Raw genomic sequence first — 19,793 nt, forward strand, 5'->3', positions numbered from 1 at the left:
TGCTACGCCATGTTTTCAATATTGGTGAGGAGCTTAACAATATTGAAAGTTGGATTTATCTGCGTGTGACATTTTCAATATTGGTGATTAAAGTTTTATTCCCGAATTAAAGGACGTGATATCTGTAATTAACACCACCGATATGAACGACGTTTCCTTCATGATTTCTGGAGATGCAATGAAGATTATTACTTGCTATAAGTGCGTGCCTGATGAACAGGATATTGCGGTCAATAATGCTGATGGTTCGTTAGACTTCAGTAAAGCCGATGCGAAAATAAGCCAATACGATTTGAACGCTATTGAATCGGCTTGCCAGTTAAAACAGCAGGCGGCAGAGGCGCAGGTGACGGCCTTAAGTGTGGGCGGTAAAGCCCTGACCAACGCCAAAGGGCGTAAAGATGTGCTATCGCGCGGCCCGGATGAACTGATTGTGGTGATTGATGACCAGTTCGAGCAGGCACTGCCGCAACAAACGGCGACTGCATTGGCTGCCGCGGCACAGAAAGCTGGCTTTGATCTGATCCTGTGCGGCGACGGTTCTTCCGACCTTTATGCCCAGCAGGTTGGTCTGCTGGTGGGCGAAATCCTCAATATTCCGGCAGTTAACGGCGTCAGCAAAATTATCTCCCTGACGGCAGATACCCTCACCGTTGAGCGCGAACTGGAAGATGAAACAGAAACCTTAAGCATTCCGCTGCCTGCGGTTGTTGCTGTTTCCACTGATATCAACTCCCCACAAATTCCTTCGATGAAATCCATTCTCGGCGCGGCGAAAAAGCCAGTCCAGGTATGGTCGGCGGCGGATATCGGTTTTAACGCGGAGGTTGCGTGGTCTGAACAACAGGTTGCCGCGCCGAAACAGCGCGAGCGTCAGCGCATCGTGATTGAAGGCGACGGCGAAGAACAGATCGCCGCATTTGCTGAAAATCTTCGCAAAGTCATTTAATTACAGGGGATGCTATGAACACGTTTTCTCAAGTCTGGGTATTCAGCGATACCCCTTCTCGTCTGCCGGAACTGATGAACGGTGCGCAGGCTTTAGCTAATCAAATCAACACCTTTGTCCTCAATGATGCCGATGGCGCACAGGCAATCCAGCTCGGCGCTAATCATGTCTGGAAATTAAGCGGCAAACCGGACGATCGGATGATCGAAGATTACGCCAGTGTCATGGCTGACACTATTCGCCAGCACGGCGCAGACGGCCTGGTACTGCTGCCAAACACCCGTCGCGGCAAATTACTGGCGGCAAAACTGGGTTATCGCCTCAAAGCGGCAGTTTCTAACGATGCCAGCACCGTCAGCGTACAGGACGGTAAAGCGACGGTGAAACACATGGTTTACGGCGGCCTGGCAATTGGCGAAGAACGCATTGCCACGCCGTATGCGGTACTGACCATCAGCAGCGGCACGTTTGATGCGGCTCAGCCAGACGCGTCACGCACTGGCGAAACGCACACCGTGGAGTGGCAGGCTCCGGCTGTGGCGATTACCCGCACGGCAACCCAGTCGCGCCAGAGCAACAGCGTCGATCTCGACAAAGCCCGTCTGGTGGTCAGCGTCGGTCGCGGCATTGGCAGCAAAGAGAACATTGCGCTGGCAGAACAGCTTTGCAAGGCGATAGGTGCGGAGCTGGCCTGTTCTCGTCCGGTGGCGGAAAACGAAAAATGGATGGAGCACGAACGCTATGTCGGTATCTCCAACCTGATGCTGAAACCTGAACTGTATCTGGCGGTGGGGATCTCCGGGCAGATCCAGCACATGGTTGGCGCTAACGCGTCGCAAACCATTTTCGCCATCAATAAAGATAAAAATGCGCCGATCTTCCAGTATGCGGATTACGGCATTGTTGGCGACGCCGTGAAGATCCTTCCGGCGCTGACCGCAGCTTTAGCGCGTTGATCCACTCTGGCAGGGCTGCATTTCGGCCCTGCCGCTGACAGGGAGCTCTTATGTCCGAAGATATCTTTGACGCCATCATCGTCGGTGCTGGGCTTGCCGGTTCGGTTGCCGCACTGGTGCTCGCCCGCGAAGGGGCGCAAGTGTTAGTTATCGAGCGTGGCAATTCCGCGGGTGCCAAGAACGTCACCGGCGGGCGTCTCTATGCCCACAGTCTGGAACACATTATTCCTGGTTTCGCCGAATCCGCCCCCGTAGAACGCCTGATCACCCATGAAAAACTCGCGTTTATGACGGAAAAGTCAGCGATGACCATGGACTACTGCAATGGTGATGAAACCTCGCCATCCCAGCGTTCTTACTCCGTTTTGCGCAGTAAATTTGATGCCTGGTTGATGGAGCAGGCCGAAGACGCGGGCGCGCAGTTAATTACCGGGATTCGCGTCGATAACCTCGTACAGCGCGATGACAAAGTTGTCGGTGTAGAAGCCGATGGCGATGTGATTGAAGCGAAAACAGTGATCCTTGCTGATGGGGTGAATTCCATCCTTGCCGAAAAGCTGGGGATGGCAAAACGCGTTAAACCGACGGATGTGGCGGTTGGCGTGAAGGAACTGATCGAGTTACCGAAGTCGGTTATCGAAGACCGTTTTCAGTTGCAGGGTAATCAGGGTGCGGCTTGCCTGTTTGCGGGTTCCCCCACAGATGGCCTGATGGGCGGCGGCTTCCTTTATACCAATGAAAATACCCTGTCGCTGGGGCTGGTTTGTGGTCTGCATCATCTGCATGACGCAAAAAAATCGGTGCCGCAAATGCTGGAAGATTTCAAACAACATCCGGCCGTTGCACCGCTGATCGCGGGCGGCAAGCTGGTGGAATATTCCGCTCACGTAGTGCCGGAAGCAGGTATCAACATGCTGCCGGAGTTGGTTGGTGACGGCGTATTGATTGCCGGTGATGCCGCCGGAATGTGTATGAACCTCGGTTTTACCATTCGCGGTATGGATCTGGCGATTGCCGCCGGGGAAGCCGCAGCAAAAACCGTGCTTTCAGCGATGAAAAACGACGATTTTAGTAAGCAGAAACTGGCGGAATATCGTCAGCATCTGGAGAGTGGCCCGCTGCGCGATATGCGCATGTACCAGAAACTACCGGCGTTCCTTGATAATCCACGCATGTTTAGCGGCTACCCGGAACTGGCGGTGGGCGTGGCGCGTGACCTGTTCACCATTGACGGCAGCGCGCCGGAACTGATGCGCAAGAAAATCCTCCGCCACGGCAAGAAGGTGGGCTTCATCAATCTAATCAAGGATGGCATGAAAGGAGTGACCGTTTTATGACTTCTCCCGTCAATGTGGACGTCAAACTGGGCGTTAATAAATTCAATGTCGATGAAGAGCATCCGCACATTGTTGTGAAGGCCGATGCCGATAAACAGGCGCTGGAGCTGCTGGTGAAAGCGTGCCCCGCAGGTCTGTACAAGAAGCAGGATGACGGCAGTGTGCGCTTCGATTACGCCGGATGTCTGGAGTGCGGCACCTGTCGCATTCTGGGGCTGGGGTCGGCGCTGGAACAGTGGGAATACCCGCGCGGCACCTTTGGTGTGGAGTTTCGTTACGGCTGATGTTGGTTTGATACGTAACGCCGTACTGACTCTCATTGCAAAAAAACAGGAATAACCCATGCAACCGTCCAGAAACTTTGACGATCTTAAATTTTCCTCTATTCACCGCCGCATTTTGCTGTGGGGAAGCGGGGGGCCGTTTCTGGATGGTTATGTACTGGTAATGATTGGCGTGGCACTGGAGCAACTGACGCCGGCGCTGAAACTGGACGCTGACTGGATTGGCTTGCTGGGCGCGGGAACGCTCGCCGGGCTGTTCGTTGGCACATCGCTGTTTGGCTATATTTCCGATAAAGTCGGACGGCGCAAAATGTTCCTCATTGATATCATCGCCATCGGCGTGATATCGGTGGCGACGATGTTTGTCTCATCCCCCGTCGAACTGTTGGTGATGCGGGTACTCATCGGCATTGTTATCGGCGCGGATTATCCTATCGCCACCTCAATGATCACCGAGTTCTCCAGTACCCGTCAGCGGGCGTTTTCCATCAGCTTTATCGCCGCCATGTGGTATGTCGGCGCGACCTGCGCCGATCTGGTCGGCTACTGGCTTTATGATGTGGAAGGCGGCTGGCGCTGGATGCTGGGCAGCGCAGCGATCCCCTGTTTGTTGATTTTGATTGGTCGATTCGAACTGCCTGAATCTCCCCGCTGGTTGTTACGCAAAGGGCGAGTGAAAGAGTGCGAAGAGATGATGATCAAACTGTTTGGCGAACCGGTGGCTTTCGAGGAAGAGCAGCCGCAGCAAACCCGTTTTCGCGATCTGTTTAATCGCCGCCATTTTCCTTTTGTTCTGTTTGTTGCCGCCATCTGGACCTGCCAGGTGATCCCAATGTTCGCCATTTACACCTTTGGCCCGCAAATCGTTGGTTTGTTGGGATTGGGTGTTGGCAAAAACGCGGCGCTGGGGAATGTGGTGATTAGCCTGTTCTTTATGCTCGGCTGTATTCCGCCGATGCTGTGGCTAAACACTGCCGGACGGCGTCCATTGTTGATTGGCAGCTTTGCCATGATGACGCTGGCGCTGGCAGTTTTGGGGCTGATCCCGGATATGGGGATCTGGCTGGTAGTAATGGCTTTTGCGGTGTATGCCTTTTTCTCTGGCGGGCCAGGTAATTTGCAGTGGCTCTATCCTAATGAACTCTTCCCGACGGATATTCGTGCTTCAGCCGTGGGCGTGATTATGTCCTTAAGCCGTATTGGCACCATTGTATCGACCTGGGCGCTGCCAATCTTTATCAATAATTACGGCATCAGTAGCACCATGCTAATGGGGGCGGGGATCTCGCTATTTGGCTTGTTGATTTCCGTAGCGTTTGCTCCCGAGACGCGTGGAATGTCACTGGCGCAGACCAGCAATATGACGATCCGCAGGCAGCGAGCGGGGTAATTTATTCAGATTTCTCTCTTTTCTGAATCAATATTATTGACTATAAGCCGCGTGAATATGTGACTACACTTTGTGGGAAAACAAAGGCGTAAACACGCGGGCTAATAACTATGATTCTTATAATTTATGCGCATCCGTATCCGCATCATTCCCATGCGAATAAACGGATGCTTGAACAGGCAAGGACGCTGGAAGGCGTTGAAATTCGCTCTCTTTATCAACTCTATCCTGACTTCAATATCGACATTGCCGCCGAGCAGGAGGCGCTGTCTCGCGCCGATCTGATCGTCTGGCAGCACCCGATGCAGTGGTACAGCATTCCACCGCTCCTTAAACTTTGGATCGATAAAGTCTTCTCGCACGGCTGGGCTTACGGTCACGGCGGCACGGCGCTGCATGGCAAACATTTGCTGTGGGCGGTGACGACCGGCGGCGGGGAAAGCCATTTTGAAATTGGTGCGCATCCAGGCTTTGATGTGCTGTCGCAGCCGCTACAGGCGACGGCGATCTATTGTGGGCTGAACTGGCTGCCGCCGTTTGCCATGCACTGCACCTTTATTTGTGACGACGAAACCCTCGAAGGGCAGGCGCGTTACTATAAGCAACGTCTGCTGGAATGGCAGGAGGCACATCATGGATAGTCATACGCTGATTCAGGCGCTGATCTATCTTGGATCGGCGGCGCTGATTGTACCCATTGCGGTACGTCTTGGTCTGGGATCGGTACTTGGCTATCTGATCGCCGGCTGCATTATTGGCCCGTGGGGGCTGCGACTGGTGACCGATGCCGAATCTATTCTGCACTTTGCTGAAATCGGCGTGGTGCTGATGCTGTTTATTATCGGCCTCGAACTCGATCCACAAAGGCTGTGGAAACTGCGTGCGACGGTGTTCGGCGGTGGCGCATTGCAGATGGTGATTTGCGGCGGCCTGCTGGGGCTGTTCTGCATGTTACTTGGGCTGCGCTGGCAGGTAGCGGAACTGATCGGCATGACGCTGGCGCTCTCCTCTACGGCGATTGCCATGCAGGCGATGAATGAGCGCAATCTGATGATGACGCAGATGGGCCGCAGTGCCTTTGCGGTGCTGCTGTTCCAGGATATCGCGGCGATCCCGCTGGTGGCGATGATCCCGCTACTGGCGGCGAGCAGTGCCTCGACGACGATGGGCGCATTTGCCCTGTCGGCGTTAAAAGTGGCGGGCGCGCTGGTGCTGGTGGTACTGCTGGGGCGCTATGTCACGCGTCCGGCGCTGCGTTTTGTTGCCCGCTCTGGCTTGCGGGAAGTGTTTAGTGCCGTGGCGTTATTCCTCGTGTTTGGCTTTGGTTTGCTGCTGGAAGAGGTCGGCTTGTCGATGGCGATGGGCGCGTTTCTGGCGGGCGTACTGCTGGCAAGCTCGGAATATCGTCATGCGCTGGAAAGCGATATCGAACCGTTTAAAGGTTTGCTGCTGGGGCTGTTTTTTATCGGTGTTGGCATGTCGATAGACTTTGGCACGCTGCTTGAAAATCCGTTGCGCATTGTTATTTTGCTGCTTGGTTTCCTCATCATCAAAATTGCCATGCTGTGGCTGATTGCCCGACCGTTGCAGGTGCCAAATAAACAGCGTCGCTGGTTTGCGGTGCTGTTAGGGCAGGGCAGTGAGTTTGCCTTTGTGGTATTTGGTGCAGCGCAAATGGCGAATGTGCTGGAGCCGGAGTGGGCGAAATCGCTGACCCTTGCGGTGGCGCTGTCGATGGCGGCAACGCCGATTCTGCTGGTGATCCTCAATCGCCTTGAGCAATCTTCTACTGAAGAGGCGCGTGAAGCCGATGAGATCGACGAAGAACAGCCGCGGGTAATCATTGCCGGATTCGGTCGTTTTGGGCAGATCACCGGACGTTTACTGCTCTCCAGCGGGGTGAAAATGGTGGTGCTCGATCACGACCCGGACCATATCGAAACGCTGCGTAAATTCGGCATGAAAGTGTTTTACGGCGACGCCACGCGGATGGATTTACTGGAATCTGCCGGAGCGGCGAAAGCGGAAGTGCTGATTAACGCTATTGATGATCCGCAAACCAACCTGCAACTGACGGAGATGGTGAAAGAACATTTCCCGCATTTGCAGATTATTGCCCGCGCCCGTGATGTCGACCACTACATTCGTTTGCGTCAGGCAGGCGTTGAAAAGCCGGAGCGTGAAACCTTCGAAGGTGCGCTGAAAACCGGGCGTCTGGCGCTGGAAAGTTTAGGTCTGGGGCCGTATGAAGCGCGAGAACGCGCCGATGTGTTCCGCCGCTTTAATATTGAAATGGTGGAAGAGATGGCTATGGGCGAAAACGATACCAAAGCCCGCGCGGCGGTCTATAAACGCACCAGCGCGATGTTAAGCGAGATCATCACCGAGGACCGGGAACATCTGTCACTCATCCAACGGCATGGCTGGCAGGGTACTGAAGAGGGGAAACATACCGGTAATATGGCGGATGAACCGGAAACGAAACCCTTATCCTAATAAAGAGTGACGTAAATCACGCTTTACAGCTAACTATTTGTTTTTATTTCATTGTATTGCGGCGAGTCCACGAACAGATTATGGACTCGCCAGCAAAATAAAAATTTTCCTCAACATCATCCTCTCGCCAGTCGACGAAGGTTTACGCTTTACGTATAGTGACGACAATTTTTTTTATCGGGAAATTTCAATGATCAGTTTGATTGCGGCGCTAGCGGTAGATCGCGTTATTGGCATGGAAAACGCCATGCCGTGGAATCTGCCTGCCGATCTCGCCTGGTTTAAACGCAACACCTTAAATAAACCTGTGATTATGGGCCGCCATACCTGGGAATCCATCGGTCGCCCGCTACCTGGACGCAAAAATATTGTCATCAGCAGCCAGCCGGGTACGGACGATCGCGTAACGTGGGTGAAGTCGGTGGATGAAGCCATTGCGGCGTGTGGTGACGTACCAGAAATTATGGTGATTGGCGGCGGTCGCGTTTATGAGCAGTTCTTGCCGAAAGCGCAGAAACTGTATTTGACGCATATCGACGCAGAAGTGGAAGGCGACACCCATTTCCCGGATTATGAGCCGGATGACTGGGAATCGGTGTTCAGCGAATTCCACGACGCTGATGCGCAGAACTCTCACAGCTATTGCTTTGAGATTCTGGAGCGGCGGTAAGTTTGTATAGAATTTACGGCTAGTGCCGGATTTGACGCCGGTCGCGTCTTATCCGGCCTTCCTGTATCAGGCTGTGTTTAAGACGCCGCCGCTTCGCCCAAATCCTTATGCCGGTTCGACGGCTGGACAAAATACTGTTTATCTTCCCAGCGCAGGCAGGTTAATGTACCACCCCAGCAGCAGCCGGTATCCAGCGCGTAAATACCTTCCGGCGTACCTTTGCCTTCCAGCGATGCCCAGTGACCAAAGGCGATGCTGTACTCTTCAGCGACAGGGCCAGGAATCGCAAACCACGGTTTCAGCGGGGCAGGGGCTTCTTCCGGCGATTCTTTGCTGTACATATCCAGTTGACCGTTTGGAAAGCAAAAGCGCATACGGGTAAAGGCGTTGGTGATAAAACGTAATCGCGCCAGACCACGCAAATCTGGTGACCAGTTGTTCGGCATATCGCCGTACATGGCATCGAGGAAGAAGGGGTAAGAGTCGCTTGACAGTACCGCTTCTACGTCACGTGCGCACTCTTTCGCGGTCGGTAAGTCCCACTGCGGCGTGATCCCCGCGTGGGCCATCACCAGCTTTTTCTCTTCATCGATTTGCAACAAAGGCTGACGACGTAGCCAGTTAAGCAGTTCATCGGCATCAGGCGCTTCCAGTAGCGGCGTGAGACGATCTTTTGGTTTGTTGCGGCTTATGCCTGAAAACACGGCCAGCAGATGCAGATCGTGATTGCCCAGCACCAGACGTACGCTGTCGCCTAAGGATTTCACATAGCGCAGAACATCAAGCGAACCAGGACCGCGCGCAACCAGATCGCCCGTCAGCCAGAGAGTATCTTTCCCAGGGGTAAATTCCACTTTATGCAGCAATGCGATCAGTTCATCGTAACAGCCATGAACATCGCCAATAAGGTATGTCGCCATAATTTTTTAATGAATGAATATTGGAACGGCGAGTCGGAATACGGGAATGTCGATGATAAAGGGAACGCCGTTCTCATCAATCATTTCGTAGTGACCCTGCATGGTGCCTAGCGGCGTTTCGATAATCGCGCCGCTGGTATACTGGTACTCTTCGCCAGGCGCGATATGCGGTTGGACGCCCACCACACCTTCGCCCTGGACTTCTGTTTCACGGCCATTGCCGTTAGTGATCAGCCAGTAACGCCCCAACAACTGCACTGGCGCTCGCCCCAGGTTGCGTATGGTTACGGTATAAGAAAAAACGTAACGTTCATTATCAGGTGAAGATTGTGCCTCAATATAGACGCTTTGAACCTGAATACACACTCGGGGCGAATTGATCATCGTTAACTCTCCTGCAAAGGCGCGTTCTCCGCCAGATAGTTCGCCATCTGGCAATATTGCGCGACAGAGATATTTTCCGCTCGCATCGCTGGGTCGATCCCCATTCCCGTTAACACATCGGCGCTAAACAAGTTGCCGAGGCTATTACGAATGGTTTTACGACGCTGGTTAAAGGCTTCAGTGGTGATACGACTCAGCACGCGAATATCTTTAACCGGATAAGGCATCGTCGTGTGCGGAACCAGACGTACGACGGCGGAATCCACTTTGGGTGGTGGTGTAAAGGCTGATGGCGGCACTTCCAGCACCGGGATCACGTTGCAATAGTATTGCGCCATGACGCTTAATCGACCATACGCCTTGCTGTTCGGTCCTGCAACCAGACGATTCACCACCTCTTTTTGCAACATAAAGTGCATGTCGGCAATGGCATCAGTATAGCTAAACAGATGGAACATTAACGGCGTGGAAATGTTATACGGCAGGTTGCCGAAAACACGCAGCGGCTGGCCCATTTTCTCTGCCAGTTCACCGAAGTTGAAGGTCATCGCATCCTGCTGATAAATCGTCAGTTTCGGGCCTAAGAACGGATGCGTTTGCAGGCGCGCTGCCAGATCACGGTCAAGTTCGATGACTGTCAGCTGGTCCAGTCGTTCGCCAACCGGTTCGGTTAAAGCTGCCAGACCGGGGCCGATTTCGACCATTGCCTGGCCCTTTTGCGGGTTAATGGCAGAAACAATACTGTCGATCACGAACTGATCGTTGAGAAAGTTTTGCCCGAAGCGTTTACGGGCTAAATGGCCCTGGTGGACTCGATTATTCATTGGGTATTAACAATCATTTTGATGGCGAGATTAAGCGCCGTAATAAAACTGCCGACATCGGCTTTGCCACGTCCCGCCAGTTCAAGCGCGGTGCCGTGGTCCACTGATGTGCGAATAAAGGGCAGGCCCAGCGTAATGTTCACACCGCGCCCGAAGCCCTGGTATTTTAGCACGGGAAGACCCTGATCGTGGTACATCGCCAGCACGGCGTCGGCGTTGTCGAGATATTTCGGCTGAAACAGGGTATCGGCAGGCAACGGCCCGTTGAGTTTCATCCCCTGCGACCGCAGTTCGTCGAGAACGGGAATGATGGTGTCTATCTCTTCCGTGCCTATATGACCGCCTTCGCCCGCGTGCGGATTCAGGCCACAGATCAGAATGCGCGGTTCGGCAATACCAAATTTGGTTCGCAAATCGTGATGCAAAATAGCAATCACTTCGTGCAGAAGCGCAGGGGTGATGGCGTCAGCAATATCGCGCAGCGGTAAATGCGTTGTTGCCAGCGCCACGCGAAGTTCTTCGGTTGCCAGCATCATCACCACTTTTTTCGCCTGCGAACGCTCTTCGAAAAACTCGGTATGACCGCTAAACGGAATGCCTGCGTCGTTGATAACGCCTTTATGCACCGGACCTGTGATCAGCGCGGCAAATTCGCCGTTAAGGCAACCGTCGCACGCGCGTGCCAGCGTCTCCACCACATAATGCCCATTCTCAACTGCTAATTGTCCCGCTGTGGCAGGTACACGTAGTGCAATGGGAAGTAGCGTCAGCGTTCCCGCAGTTTGCGGTTGCGCAGGGGAGTTGGGGGAATAAGGGCGGAGGTTAAGCGGCAAACCGAGCATCGCTGCCCGGTCGGTAAGGAGAGTGGCATCGGCACAAACAACCAGTTCTACCGGCCACTCTCGTTGTGCAAGCTGGACAACTAAGTCCGGGCCAATCCCGGCGGGTTCGCCGGGAGTGATCACAACACGTTGGGGTTTAACCATTAGTTGCTCAAAATTTTCACATAAGCGCTGGCGCGTTGTTCCTGCATCCAGCTTGCTGCTTCTTCCGAGAACTTACGGTTCATCAGCATGCGGTATGCACGATCTTTTTGCGCCGCATCGGTTTTATCGACGTTACGGGTGTCCAGCAGTTCGATTAAATGCCAGCCGAATGAAGAGTGAACCGGTGCACTCATTTGACCTTTATTCATGCGGGTCAACGCATCACGGAAGGCTGGATCGAAAATATCTGGCGTAGCCCAACCGAGATCGCCGCCCTGATTTGCAGAGCCAGGATCCTGAGAGAACTCTTTTGCTGCGGCAGCAAATGTGGTTTTACCGCTCTTGATATCCGCAGCAATTTGTTCCAGTTTCACGCGGGCCTGTTCGTCAGTCATGATAGGCGACGGTTTCAGCAGAATATGGCGAGCATGAACTTCGGTCACCGAGATATTTTTGCTTTCGCCGCGCAGGTCGTTAACTTTTAGAATGTGGAAGCCAACGCCGGAACGAATAGGGCCAACAATGTCGCCTTTCTTCGCGGTGCTTAATGCCTGGGCGAAGATCCCCGGCAGCTCCTGAATGCGACCCCAGCCCATTTGGCCGCCGTTCAGCGCTTGCTGATCGGCAGAGTGAGCGATAGCCAGTTTGCCGAAGTCTGCACCGTTACGTGCCTGATCGACAATGGCACGCGCCTGAGTTTCCGCCTCATTCACTTGTTCAGAAGACGGGTTTTCCGGCAGTGGGATCAGGATGTGGCTTAAGTTCAGTTCAGTGCTGGCATCATTTTGATTACCGACTTGCTGCGCCAGAGCTTCAACTTCCTGTGGCAGGATAGTGATGCGACGACGCACTTCGTTGTTGCGCACTTCCGAGATAATCATCTCTTTGCGGATCTGATTACGATAGGTGTTGTAGTTCAAACCATCGTAAGCCAGACGGCTGCGCATCTGATCCAGCGTCATGTTGTTCTGTTTGGCAATGTTGGCAATCGCCTGATCAAGCTGCTCATCGGAGATTTTAACCCCCATTTTCTGCCCCATCTGCAGGAGGATTTGATCCATGATCAAACGTTCCATGATTTGGTGGCGCAGCGTAGCGTCATCAGGAAGTTGCTGCCTTGCCTGGGCAGCGTTCATTTTTACCGACTGCATTAATCCATCAACGTCGCTTTCCAGCACGACGCCGTTATTGACGACGGCTGCGACTTTATCGACTACCTGGGGGGCAGCGAAACTGGTATTCGCAATCATGGCGATACCGAGAAGCAGCGTTTTCCAGTTCTTCATACTTTTTCCATTTCAATTAACCGCACTGCGGATTACGTGGTAAATCAACAAATCACAAAGAGTTTTGATACGGCAGAATGTTCGAACGCAGCATCTCTTGCGTACCCAGACCGTAGTTGGAACTCAGGCCGCGAAGTTCGATGTTAAAGCCGATTGCGTTGTCATATATCGCATGTTGTTTATCGTTATCCCAACCGTTCAGCTTACGCTCATAACCGACGCGGATCGCATAGCAGCAGGAGCTGTATTGCACACCTAACATTGAGTCGGCTTGCTTGTTCGCGTTGGTGTCGTAGTAGTACGCCCCGACAATCGACCAACGATCGGCGATTGGCCAGCTAGCGACTGCACCCACCTGCGAAATGCCATTCTTATACTGCTCGGCAGTGGAATAGTATTTAGGCAGCGTAGCCTGAATATATTCCGGGCTGGCGTAGCGGTAGTTCAGCTGTACCAGACGGTCTTCATCCCGACGGTATTCAATGCTGGTGTTGCTGGTGGCTACGTTATCCAGACGAGTATCGTACTGAATGCCGCCACGCAATCCCCAGCGTTCGGAGATGCGCCAGTAGGTATCGCCTGCCCATACCAGTGAGCCCGTTTTGTCGTCATTCTCCCATGTTATGTTGTCATCGCCGGTGCGAGACTCCGTGAAATAGTAGATTTGACCAACGGAAATATTAAAACGTTCAACGGCTGCATCATCATATACGCGAGTTGTGATACCGGTCGTGACCTGGTTCGCGGAAGCAATACGGTCAAGACCGCCATAAGTCCGGTCCCGGAACAGGCCCGAGTAGTCGGATTGCAGCAATGAGGAGTCATAGTTATAGATGTCGCTCTGATCGCGATACGGCACATACAGGTATTGTGCGCGCGGCTCCAGCGTCTGGGTGTAACCCGGCGCCAGCATTTCCATATCACGTTCGAAGACCATTTTGCCGTCAACTTTAAATTGCGGCATTACGCGGTTAACAGAATCTGCCAACTTATTGTTTTGTGGGTTGCTGTTATACCAGTCGAGATTGGTCTGCTGATAATGGGTAGCCAGCAGCTTCGCTTCGGTATTGATACTGCCCCAGGTGTTAGATAACGGCAGGTTGATCGTCGGCTCCAGATGAACGCGAGTAGCCTCCGGCATATTGCTGTTTGTATTAACAAAATGCACTGCCTGACCATAAATACGGGTATCAAACGGGCCGAGATCGTTATGGTAGTAGTTGACGTCTAACTGTGGTTCAGCGGCATAGCTGTTGCCACTGGTATCATCAAAAACCTGGAATTGTTTCGTCGAAAGCGTGGCGTCAAAGTTCTGCACCGCATAGCCCACGCTGAATTTTTGCGTGGCGTAACCATCGGTACTGGAACCATATTTATTATCAAAATCATTGAAATAGGTCGGGTCGCTGACTTTGGTGTAGTCGATGTTAAAGCGCCAAACTTGGTCCATCACTCCGGAGTGTTGCCAGTAGAACAACCAACGGCGTGAATTGCTATCTTCTGGATGTTCATCTTCATAGACTTTATCCGAAGGCAGATAGTCCAGCTCCATCAAGCCTGCGCCGGCCTGGGTGAGATAACGGAATTCGTTTTCCCACATAATGTTGCCACGACGATGCATATAATGCGGCGTGATGGTGGCATCCATATTTGGCGCGATGTTCCAGTAATACGGCAGGTAGAACTCAAAGTAGTTGGTGGTGGTGTACTTGGCGTTCGGGATCAAGAAACCAGAACGGCGTTTGTCACCCACCGGCAACTGTAAATAGGGGCTGTAAAAGATCGGAACCGGACCCACTTTAAAACGGGCGTTCCAGATCTCCGCGACTTGTTCTTCGCGGTCATGAATAATTTCGCTACCCACCACGCTCCAGGTATCAGAACCCGGCAGACAGGAGGTAAAAGTACCGTTATCCAGGATGGTGTAGCGGTTTTCGCCACGCTGTTTCATCAGGTCTGCTTTACCGCGCCCCTGACGCCCCACCATCTGATAATCACCTTCCCAGACGTTGGTGTCTTTGGTGTTCAGATTCGTCCAGCCTTTTGGCCCTTTGAGGATCACCTGGTTATCGTCGTAATGGACATTACCGAGCGCATCGACGGTACGTATCGGCTCCGGTTGTCCTGGCGCCTCTTTTTGATGAAGCTGTACTTCATCGGCCTGCAGACGGCTGTTACCCTGCATGATATCCACGCTGCCGCTAAACACGGCGTCATCGGGGTAGTTCCCCTTTGCATGGTCAGCATTAATCGTCACGGGTAGGTCATTGGTATCGCCCTGTACCAGAGGACGGTCATAGCTTGGCACGCCCAACATGCACTGTGAGGCGAGGTCGGCTGCCAGTCCCTGTTGACTATAAAGGGCGGTGGCAATCATGGTGGCCAGGAGAGTGGGGATACGTTTTTTCATACGTTGATTTTATTGTTCCATCATCGGTAACGTTGCGCGTGACAAACGGTCAGAGACTAACGTACTCGTCATCTCTACGCTAGTGTTAATCCTGTCCGAATAGCGTCTGTGGTGTTAGGCACGGCATTGAATGACAGGTATGATAATGCAAATTATAGGCGATGTCCCACAATTGACCGCAGCCGGAAAACGGTAAAAGCACCTTTATATTGTGGGAGATAGCGCTGGTTTCCGTAAGTCCATTTGGGGAATATATGCAGTATTGGGGAAAAATCATTGGCGTGGCCGTGGCCTTACTGATGGGCGGCGGCTTTTGGGGCGTAGTGTTAGGCCTGTTAATTGGCCATATGTTTGATAAAGCCCGTAGCCGCAAGATGGCGTGGTTCGCCAACCAGCGCGAGCGTCAGGCGCTGTTTTTTGCCACCACTTTTGAAGTGATGGGGCATTTAACCAAATCCAAAGGTCGCGTTACCGAGGCTGATATTCATATCGCCAGCCAGCTGATGGAGCGAATGAATCTGCATGGTGCTTCCCGTACTGCGGCGCAAAATGCGTTCCGGGTGGGAAAATCAGACAATTACCCACTGCGCGAAAAGATGCGTCAGTTCCGCAGTGTCTGCTTTGGTCGTTTTGACTTAATTCGCATGTTTCTGGAGATCCAGATTCAGGCGGCGTTTGCTGATGGTTCGCTGCATCCAAATGAGCGAGCGGTGCTGTATGTCATTGCTGAAGAATTAGGGATCTCCCGCGCCCAGTTTGATCAGTTTCTGCGCATGATGCAGGGCGGTGCACAGTTTGGCGGCGGTTATCAGCAGCAGTCCGGCGGTGGTAACTGGCAGCAAGCGCAGCGTGGCCCGACGCTGGAAGATGCCTGTAATGTGCTGGGCGTGAAGCCAACGGATGAGGCGACCACCATTAAACGCGCCTACCGCAAGCTGATGAGTGAACACCATCCAGATAAGCTGGTGGCGAAAGGTTTGCCGCCTGAGATGATGGAGATGGCGAAGCAGAAAGCACAGGAAATTCAGCAGGCGTATGAGCTGATTAAGCAGCAGAAAGGATTTAAATAAGTTTCAAAGTGTAGACCTGATAAGACGCGGCCCGCGTCGCATCAGGCAATCGGCGCAAAATTGCCGGATGTGGCGTGAGCGCCTTCTCCGGCCTACCGAACTTCGCCAGCGTGACGATTAAAAATCCGCTGGCGCTTTAAACGTCATACTATTGCCATATGCCGGATGGGTAATCGTCAACATCTCTGCATGTAGCAACAAACGCGGTGCCATTGCTCTCGCTTCTGGTGAAGCATAAAAACGATCGCCGAGAATCGGATGACCCAGCGCCAGCATATGCACACGCAATTGATGTGAACGCCCGGTAATCGGCTTTAACACCACTCTTGCCGTGTTATCCGCCGCATACTCCACCACTTCATACTCCGTCTGCGCAGGTTTACCCGTTTCGTAACAGACTTTCTGTTTCGGGCGGTTTGGCCAGTCGCAAATCAGCGGCAGATCCACCAGACCTTCTGCGGGGGATGGATGCCCCCAGACGCGGGCCACATACTGCTTTTTCGGCTCGCGCTCGCGGAACTGGCGTTTTAATTCCCGCTCCGCGGCTTTGGTCAGCGCCACTACAATCACCCCGCTGGTAGCCATATCCAGACGATGCACCGATTCTGCCTGCGGATAATCACGCTGAATGCGCGTCATCACGCTGTCTTTGTGCTCTTCCAGACGACCCGGTACAGACAACAAACCGCTCGGCTTGTTGACCACCATAATGTGGTCATCCTGATACAGGATAACCAGCCAGGGTTCCTGCGGTGGATTGTAGTTTTCCATCCCCATTTTCGGCTCCGTTACTGATGCGTCACAACGATCAAACGCAGGGCATCCAGACGCCAGCCTGCCTGATCCAGGCTTTCCATTACCTGCTGACGGTTGCTTTCAATGGCGGTCAGTTCGTCGTCACGAATGTTCGGGTTCACCGCACGCAGCGCTTCCAGACGAGACAGCTCGGCAGACAGTTTTTCGTCGGCTTCGTTACGCGCCGCATCAATCAATGCACGGGCAGATTTCTCGATCTGCGCTTCACCCAGCTGAAGGATAGCGTGAACATCCTGCTGCACGGCGTTAACCAGTTTGCTGCCGGTGTGACGGTTAACCGCGTTAAGCTGACGGTTAAAGGTTTCAAACTCAACCTGCGCTGCCAGGTTGTTGCCGTTTTTATCCAGCAGCATACGTACCGGTGTCGGCGGCAGGAAGCGGTTAAGCTGCAACTGCTTCGGCGCCTGGGCTTCAACCACGTAAATCAGCTCTACCAACAGTGTACCTACCGGCAATGCTTTGTTTTTCAACAGTGAAATCGTGCTGCTACCAGTATCGCCAGAGAGGATCAGATCCAGACCGTTGCGGATCAGCGGATGCTCCCAGGTAATAAACTGTGCATCTTCACGCGCCAGCGCCACTTCACGATCAAAGGTGATGGTGATGCCATCTTCCGACAGACCAGGGAAGTCCGGCACCAGCATATGATCGGACGGCGTCAGCACGATCATGTTGTCGCCGCGATCGTCCTGATTGATACCGATAATATCGAACAGGTTCATGGCGAAGGCGATCAGGTTGGTATCGTCATCCTGCTCTTCAATGCTTTCTGCCAGGGCCTGGGCTTTTTCGCCACCGTTGGAATGGATCTCGAGCAGGCGGTCACGACCCTGTTCCAGCTGTGCTTTCAGCGCTTCATGCTGCTCGCGGCAGTTTTTGATCAGATCGTCAAAGCCTTCGGTTTGATCCGGTGAAGCCAGATAGTTAATCAGATCGTTATATACGCTATCGTAAATAGTGCGTCCGGTCGGGCAGGTGTGCTCGAACGCATCCAGACCTTCGTGATACCAGCGCACCAGCACTGACTGAGCGGTTTTTTCCAGATAAGGCACATGGATCTGAATATCGTGTGCCTGACCGATACGATCCAGACGACCAATACGCTGCTCCAGCAGATCCGGGTTGAACGGCAGATCGAACATTACCATGTGGCTGGCGAACTGGAAGTTACGTCCTTCAGAACCGATTTCCGAGCACAGCAGTACCTGCGCACCGGTGTCTTCTTCAGCAAACCAGGCGGCAGCGCGGTCACGTTCGATAATCGACATGCCTTCGTGGAACACCGCGGCGCGAATACCTTCACGTTCGCGCAGTACCTGCTCCAGTTGCAGCGCAGTGGCCGCTTTGGCGCAGATCACCAGCACTTTCTGAGAGCGATGGCTGGTCAGGTAGCCCATCAGCCACTCAACGCGCGGATCGAAGTTCCACCAGGTGGCGTTATCACCTTCAAATTCCTGATAAATACGCTCCGGGTAGAGCATATCGCGAGCGCGATCTTCCGCACTTTTACGTGCGCCCATAATGCCGGAGACTTTAATAGCCGTCTGATACTGCGTCGGCAGCGGCAGCTTAATAGTGTGCAGCTCGCGTTTCGGGAAGCCTTTCACACCGTTACGCGTGTTACGGAACAGCACGCGGCTGGTGCCGTGGCGATCCATCAGCATCGAAACCAGTTCCTGACGGGCGCTCTGTGCATCTTCGCTGTCGCTGTTTGCTGCTTGCAACAGCGGCTCGATATCCTGCTCGCCGATCATCTCGCCAAGCATGTTCAGTTCGTCATTGCTCAGTTTGTTACCTGCCAGCAGCATGGCAACGGCGTCTGCAACCGGACGATAATTTTTCTGCTCTTCAACGAACTGCGCGAAATCGTGGAAACGGTTCGGGTCCAGCAGACGCAGACGGGCGAAGTGGCTTTCCATTCCCAGCTGTTCCGGGGTTGCGGTCAGCAGCAGAACGCCCGGCACGTGCTCTGCCAGTTGTTCAATAGCCTGATATTCGCGGCTCGGCGCGTCTTCGCTCCACACCAGGTGATGCGCTTCATCGACCACCAGCAGGTCCCATTCGGCTTCACAGAGGTGTTCCAGACGCTGTTTGCTACGACGGGCAAAATCCAGCGAGCAAATCACCAGCTGTTCGGTGTCGAACGGGTTGTAAGCATCGTGCTGAGCTTCGGCATAACGCTCATCATCAAATAGCGCAAAGCGCAGGTTGAAACGGCGCAGCATTTCCACCAGCCACTGATGCTGTAAAGTTTCCGGTACGATAATCAGCACACGTTCAGCAGCGCCAGAGAGCAACTGCTGATGCAGGATCATCCCGGCTTCAATGGTTTTCCCTAAACCCACTTCGTCAGCCAGCAGAACGCGCGGCGCATGGCGGCGACCAACATCATGAGCGATGTTGAGCTGGTGCGGGATCAGACTGGTACGCTGACCGCGCAGGCCGCTGTACGGCATACGGAACTGTTCGCTGGAATACTTACGCGCGCGATAACGCAGCGCAAAGCGGTCCATACGGTCAATCTGCCCGGCAAACAGACGGTCCTGCGGTTTGCTGAACACCAGTTTGCTATCAAGGAAAACTTCACGCAGGGCCACGCCGGACTCTTCAGTATCCAGGCGAGTACCGATATAGGTCAGCAAGCCATTTTCTTCTTTTACTTCTTCGACTTGCATCTGCCAGCCGTCATGGCTGGTAATGGTATCACCAGGGTTGAACATCACGCGGGTCACGGGGGAATCACTGCGTGCGTACAGACGGTTTTCACCAGTAGATGGGAAAAGTAATGTGACAGTTCGCGCATCCACCGCGACAACGGTTCCAAGTCCTAATTCGCTTTCTGTATCGCTGATCCAGCGTTGACCAAGTGTAAAAGGCATATGTGTTTGGCTCTATATCTTTAATTGCAGGCAATAACTACCCGCTACCAGGCTAATGTGGTAGTAGTGTTATTCAGGTCCAGGAATGGAAAGGGCGCTATGGTACTGGATGGCAAGGCATTCGTCACGCATCAAA

The 19,793-nt window shown here is 53.3% G+C and carries 17 protein-coding genes; 9 read left to right on the forward strand and 8 right to left on the reverse strand.

All coding sequences use genetic code 11. The annotated features are described in order from the left end of the window. Window positions 1-178 precede the first annotated feature (178 nt). From D9734_RS01500 to folA, 8 genes are all read left to right on the forward strand, one after another. The gene (locus tag D9734_RS01500) at window positions 179-949 is read left to right on the forward strand and encodes an electron transfer flavoprotein FixA (protein ID WP_130204857.1); all 771 of its coding nucleotides are present in this window, start codon (window positions 179-181) and stop codon (window positions 947-949) included. Window positions 950-963: 14 nt separating this feature from the next. Continuing rightward, on the forward strand, window positions 964-1,905 hold the full coding sequence (locus tag D9734_RS01505; RefSeq protein ID WP_130204859.1) for an electron transfer flavoprotein subunit alpha/FixB family protein: 942 nt from the start codon (window positions 964-966) through the stop codon (window positions 1,903-1,905). Between the two features lie 50 nt (window positions 1,906-1,955). After that, the gene (locus tag D9734_RS01510; RefSeq protein ID WP_130204861.1) at window positions 1,956-3,242 is read left to right on the forward strand and encodes an FAD-dependent oxidoreductase; all 1,287 of its coding nucleotides are present in this window, start codon (window positions 1,956-1,958) and stop codon (window positions 3,240-3,242) included. Next, complete coding sequence (fixX, locus tag D9734_RS01515) at window positions 3,239-3,526, forward strand: ferredoxin-like protein FixX (protein WP_000203741.1); 288 nt, start codon at window positions 3,239-3,241, stop codon at window positions 3,524-3,526. Before D9734_RS01510 ends, fixX begins: the two co-directional genes overlap by 4 nt. Before the next feature lie 58 nt (window positions 3,527-3,584). Beyond that, complete coding sequence (locus tag D9734_RS01520; protein ID WP_130204863.1) at window positions 3,585-4,916, forward strand: MFS transporter; 1,332 nt, start codon at window positions 3,585-3,587, stop codon at window positions 4,914-4,916. Window positions 4,917-5,026: 110 nt separating this feature from the next. Further along, the gene (gene kefF, locus D9734_RS01525) at window positions 5,027-5,557 is read left to right on the forward strand and encodes a glutathione-regulated potassium-efflux system oxidoreductase KefF (protein ID WP_130204865.1); all 531 of its coding nucleotides are present in this window, start codon (window positions 5,027-5,029) and stop codon (window positions 5,555-5,557) included. Next, window positions 5,550-7,412: a glutathione-regulated potassium-efflux system protein KefC gene (kefC, locus tag D9734_RS01530; protein WP_130204867.1), complete on the forward strand. Its 1,863-nt coding sequence runs from the start codon at window positions 5,550-5,552 to the stop codon at window positions 7,410-7,412. Before kefF ends, kefC begins: the two co-directional genes overlap by 8 nt. Before the next feature lie 190 nt (window positions 7,413-7,602). Continuing rightward, window positions 7,603-8,082 (forward strand): type 3 dihydrofolate reductase, encoded by a 480-nt coding sequence (gene folA / locus D9734_RS01535; RefSeq protein ID WP_130204869.1) that lies wholly within the window; start codon window positions 7,603-7,605, stop codon window positions 8,080-8,082. Window positions 8,083-8,159: 77 nt separating this feature from the next. Here folA and apaH read toward each other — a convergent pair whose 3' ends face one another. The 6 genes from apaH to lptD are packed head-to-tail and all read right to left on the reverse strand — an operon-like array spanning window position 8,160 to window position 14,892. Next, window positions 8,160-9,002, reverse strand: a complete 843-nt coding sequence (apaH, locus tag D9734_RS01540; RefSeq protein WP_130204871.1) for a bis(5'-nucleosyl)-tetraphosphatase (symmetrical) ApaH — start codon at window positions 9,000-9,002, stop codon at window positions 8,160-8,162. A gap of 6 nt (window positions 9,003-9,008) precedes the next feature. After that, window positions 9,009-9,386, reverse strand: coding sequence for a Co2+/Mg2+ efflux protein ApaG (gene apaG, locus D9734_RS01545; protein WP_130204873.1), 378 nt, complete (start codon window positions 9,384-9,386; stop codon window positions 9,009-9,011). 2 nt (window positions 9,387-9,388) lie between these two features. Then, the gene (gene rsmA, locus D9734_RS01550; RefSeq protein ID WP_130204875.1) at window positions 9,389-10,210 is read right to left on the reverse strand and encodes a 16S rRNA (adenine(1518)-N(6)/adenine(1519)-N(6))-dimethyltransferase RsmA; all 822 of its coding nucleotides are present in this window, start codon (window positions 10,208-10,210) and stop codon (window positions 9,389-9,391) included. Further along, complete coding sequence (gene pdxA, locus D9734_RS01555; RefSeq protein ID WP_130204877.1) at window positions 10,207-11,196, reverse strand: 4-hydroxythreonine-4-phosphate dehydrogenase PdxA; 990 nt, start codon at window positions 11,194-11,196, stop codon at window positions 10,207-10,209. The genes rsmA and pdxA overlap by 4 nt, the downstream gene beginning before the upstream one ends. Continuing rightward, window positions 11,196-12,482: a peptidylprolyl isomerase SurA gene (gene surA, locus D9734_RS01560; protein ID WP_105289210.1), complete on the reverse strand. Its 1,287-nt coding sequence runs from the start codon at window positions 12,480-12,482 to the stop codon at window positions 11,196-11,198. Before surA ends, pdxA begins: the two co-directional genes overlap by 1 nt. Window positions 12,483-12,534: 52 nt before the next feature. Continuing rightward, window positions 12,535-14,892, reverse strand: coding sequence for an LPS assembly protein LptD (gene lptD, locus D9734_RS01565; protein ID WP_130204879.1), 2,358 nt, complete (start codon window positions 14,890-14,892; stop codon window positions 12,535-12,537). Window positions 14,893-15,146: 254 nt separating this feature from the next. Between lptD and djlA the strand changes: the two genes are divergently transcribed. Next, window positions 15,147-15,962, forward strand: coding sequence for a co-chaperone DjlA (gene djlA / locus D9734_RS01570; protein ID WP_130204881.1), 816 nt, complete (start codon window positions 15,147-15,149; stop codon window positions 15,960-15,962). Window positions 15,963-16,079: 117 nt separating this feature from the next. Here djlA and rluA read toward each other — a convergent pair whose 3' ends face one another. Together rluA and rapA are read right to left on the reverse strand one after the other, a co-directional pair. Further along, a complete protein-coding gene (gene rluA / locus D9734_RS01575; RefSeq protein WP_000525176.1) occupies window positions 16,080-16,739 on the reverse strand; it encodes a bifunctional tRNA pseudouridine(32) synthase/23S rRNA pseudouridine(746) synthase RluA in 660 nt (219 codons plus the stop codon). An 11-nt stretch (window positions 16,740-16,750) separates the two neighbouring features. Then, window positions 16,751-19,657 (reverse strand): RNA polymerase-associated protein RapA, encoded by a 2,907-nt coding sequence (gene rapA, locus D9734_RS01580; protein WP_001117011.1) that lies wholly within the window; start codon window positions 19,655-19,657, stop codon window positions 16,751-16,753. Between the last annotated feature and the right edge of the window lie 136 nt (window positions 19,658-19,793).

Source organism: Escherichia sp. E14S1 (genome assembly GCF_004211995.1).
In the GTDB taxonomy this organism is placed as follows: domain Bacteria; phylum Pseudomonadota; class Gammaproteobacteria; order Enterobacterales; family Enterobacteriaceae; genus Escherichia.